At 33.7% G+C, this 3,485-nt stretch carries 3 protein-coding genes; 1 reads left to right on the top strand and 2 read right to left on the bottom strand.

Annotated features, from left to right (window positions below; genetic code table 11):
* Positions 1 to 58: 58 nt before the first annotated feature.
* Positions 59 to 1,045: an oxygen-dependent tRNA uridine(34) hydroxylase TrhO gene (trhO, locus tag HMPREF9171_RS109335; protein WP_001290916.1), complete on the bottom strand. Its 987-nt coding sequence runs from the start codon at positions 1,043 to 1,045 to the stop codon at positions 59 to 61.
* A 162-nt stretch (positions 1,046 to 1,207) separates the two neighbouring features.
* Here trhO and HMPREF9171_RS109340 point away from each other — a divergent pair, with 162 nt between their 5' ends.
* A complete protein-coding gene (locus HMPREF9171_RS109340; protein WP_000220571.1) occupies positions 1,208 to 1,513 on the top strand; it encodes a hypothetical protein in 306 nt (101 codons plus the stop codon).
* A gap of 155 nt (positions 1,514 to 1,668) precedes the next feature.
* Here the strand turns inward: HMPREF9171_RS109340 and HMPREF9171_RS109345 are convergent, their stop codons facing one another.
* Positions 1,669 to 3,042 carry an MFS transporter gene (locus HMPREF9171_RS109345; RefSeq protein ID WP_000914222.1) on the bottom strand — a complete coding sequence of 458 codons (1,374 nt, stop codon included), beginning with the start codon at positions 3,040 to 3,042 and terminating at the stop codon, positions 1,669 to 1,671.
* Between the last annotated feature and the right edge of the window lie 443 nt (positions 3,043 to 3,485).

Genomic DNA, 3,485 nt, shown 5'->3' with positions numbered 1-3,485 from the left:
TGTACTAATTGTGTATTGACTAAAAATCGCTAGCTTTATTGCTAGCGATTTTTTAATATTAAACATTTGCTACTTGAGGTAAGGATTCTCCAATAGCTTCTAAACGTTCTGCCCATTCTTGACGTGATAAACCATTTTCTTGCACATAGCGATTACGTTCATGTGCACGACATTCAGGCGAGCACCCTCGAACATACTTCGCTTCGTTTTCTTCTGAAGCAAAAATTTGTTTGTTACAAAACGGATTTGCACAATTGACATAACGTTCACAAGGTGTTCCATCAAAATAATCTTTACTAATGACAGTTGGATTAACATGATTAATTGGCACCGAGATACGATCATCAAAAACATACATCGCACCATCCCAAAGTTCACCTTGAACTTCCGGATCTTTTCCATATGTTGCAATACCACCGTGTAATTGTCCAACATCTTTAAAACCTTCTCGAACCATCCAACCCGAGAATTTCTCACAACGAACACCACCGGTACAGTACACAACAACACGTTTTTCCATAAACTTATCTTTGTTGTCACGTACCCATTGTGGTAACTCACGGAAATTGCGAATATCAGGACGAATTGCTCCACGGAAGTGACCTAAGTCATACTCATAATCATTACGCGTATCTAAAACAACAGTATCTTCATCAAGCAAGGCTTCTTTAAATTGTTTAGGATTTAAATACTCACCTGTTGTTTCCAAAGGATTAATATCACTATCAAAGTTATTATCTTCTAACCCAAGGTGCACAATCTCTTTCTTATAACGAACAAACATTTTACGGAAAGCTTGTTGATTTTCCTCGTCAATCTTGAACCAAAGATCAGCAAAACGCTCATCGCTGTGGACCCAATCCATATACTTCTGAGTTGTTTCATAATCTCCAGAAACAGTTCCATTAATCCCCTCATCCGCAATCAAAATACGACCTTTAAGCCCAATAGATTTACAAAATTCTAGATGTTTCGCAGCGTACTCTTCCGCATTTTCAATTGAAACATATTTATAATAGAGTAAAACTCTGATTTTTTCTGACATTTTTTCTCCTCATCTGCAAAATAAGTTAGTATACTTCATTATATAACGACTCCTTACAACATAGCAAAAAATACGCTTAGGACATATTCTTTGCTTTAAAGACAAATTATTCTTCTTAAGAACACACATATGTTAAAATAGTAAAAGACTAGGAGGACTTTTATGACTTATGAATTATGTCTAGAATACGGTACTTATCCACTTAGACCTGTAGATGCTTGGGCTGATGAAATCAATACTGCACCTGCGTTTATTACTGAAGATAAAAAACTTTTAGAACTTTTAGAAGAAGTCAATACCTTATTCCATGAGCTCTTTTTAACGATAGAATGTTCCTTCCACTATATTGGTCATGACTTCCCAGAAAAAAGAGCAAAAATCACACAAATTTATCATGTGATTATCGAACATTTAAGCATACACTACCCTGAATATGACATTAAAATTGAATCACTATTAATGGGATAGTTTTATTTTAACTAGGTAGAAAACTATCTATTAAAAACAATCGATATCACTAAATACTTCAACAAATAGATTATCTAAAACAAAAAAGGTCTCTTTCAAGAGGCCTTTTTTCATAACTACTATTAAATATTAAATGATACTTTTACCAAATAATATCACCAATACTCTAGACTCTTATCTCTTGAAAGCAAGGTACAGACAATAGCCGCAAATCCAGAAATACCAAATATTATAAATGCTACTCCCCAACCAAAGTGGTCAATAATAATACCAATAGCTAGAGTAGCGATCGTTGCTCCTCCGACATAACTAAATGTGCCAGTCAATCCTGAAGCTGCTCCAGCTGCTGCTTTTGGAACCAACTCCATAGCATACAGGCCAACCATCATAACAGGACCGTAGATTGATGCCCCAAAACCTAGTAAAATAATGAAGTCTAATGCCATATATTGAGGTCCTGCCGGAATAAACCAATAGGCAGATAGTAATAAGATTGCTACAACTAAGAAGGCTACATTGGTTAAAGGTTTAGAGTTTTTAAACACTTTGGCAGATAGATAACCTGCTGTTAGCATCCCAATAATACCACCTATTTCAAAAAGTGAAAAACCACCCATACCAGCTGTTGCAGTAATACCTTTTCCACCATCTTGCACACTCGTCGCTAAAAACTTAGGAGTCCATGAGACAATACCGTAACGTAAAATATATACAAATATTGAATACAAGGATGCCCACATCAGTTTAGTATTTGGTAGAATATATTTTTTTATAATTTCGCCCATACCCAAAACTTCAGGCTCTTCTAAAATGTCACTTGAATCCACAACATTAGTATATTGCTCTTTATGATACTCTTCTATAGGCGGAAGTCCGATAGATTCTGGAGTATCTTCTTGTAAAAAGTAAACAAGAACAGCCAAAAGACAAGCCACCACCCCTGGAAACCAATAAGCAGCACGCGCTTGATTAAGAGAATCATTACCAGCAAGAGCTAGACCTACACCAGTTAAAATCGGCGCTATTGCTCCACCAAAATTGTGAGATAAATTCCAAATGGTGGCATATTTAATTCTTTCTTTATTATCATACCAATAGACTAATGTACGCGCTCCAGGAGGGTATCCCATCCCTTGTAACCAACCATTAATAAGATACATGATAGTAAAGAGCCAGATACTAGTAATTACAGATGGAATAACACCGATTAACACATTAACTAGTCCTGTAAGAAACAAACCAACTGGAAGGAAAATTTTAGAATTCGATTCATCTGAAATCAAACCAGAAATAAATTTAGAGAGACCATAAGCAATGTAGCTAGCACAGGTAATAATACCAATCTCAGTAGCAGACATATTAAGGATACCAGATAAAATTGAAGTCGTATTACGAACAAAATAGTATCCCATATAACCTACAAAAATAGAAATAAGGACTTGTACACGATAACGAGGATATTTATGCTTAATTTCCTCAGCTGATAAACGTTCTCTTTTCTGAGGGGGTGCAAATAGTTTTTTCAACATAGCAAATTACCTTTCCAATTTTTAGATGTGTTTAATTATACAACTATGAATTCACAGTGTCAATTAATTAATAATTTATTTTTTATCATTTTATCTTATTTTTTTTAAATGTGGATAATACTCTTCAAAGTGTGTATAATACTATATTATAAAGCTTTTATCTGATTTTTCTGTATTTTGAAATCAAATTATATTTTTTAATTTTAGTTTATATTTCAAAAATTAAAACAACCTATAACCAAGTATCACAGGGTGCATATTTTTATATTATATAGAATATAAATACACTTTCAATTAAATATTTAGAATAAGTTCTGCTCAGTTCTATTTTTAAAGTCTACGGACAAAAATAAATACTTATAGTTTTATTAGACAACAAAAAAGTAAGGTTGAAAACCTTACTTTCAGATTGAAGACAAACTGGAATGTTAATCCAGCTTGTC

It is taken from the genome of Streptococcus agalactiae ATCC 13813, from assembly GCF_000186445.1.
GTDB lineage: Bacteria > Bacillota > Bacilli > Lactobacillales > Streptococcaceae > Streptococcus > Streptococcus agalactiae.
This window is presented reverse-complemented; position numbering and strand designations above follow the sequence as displayed.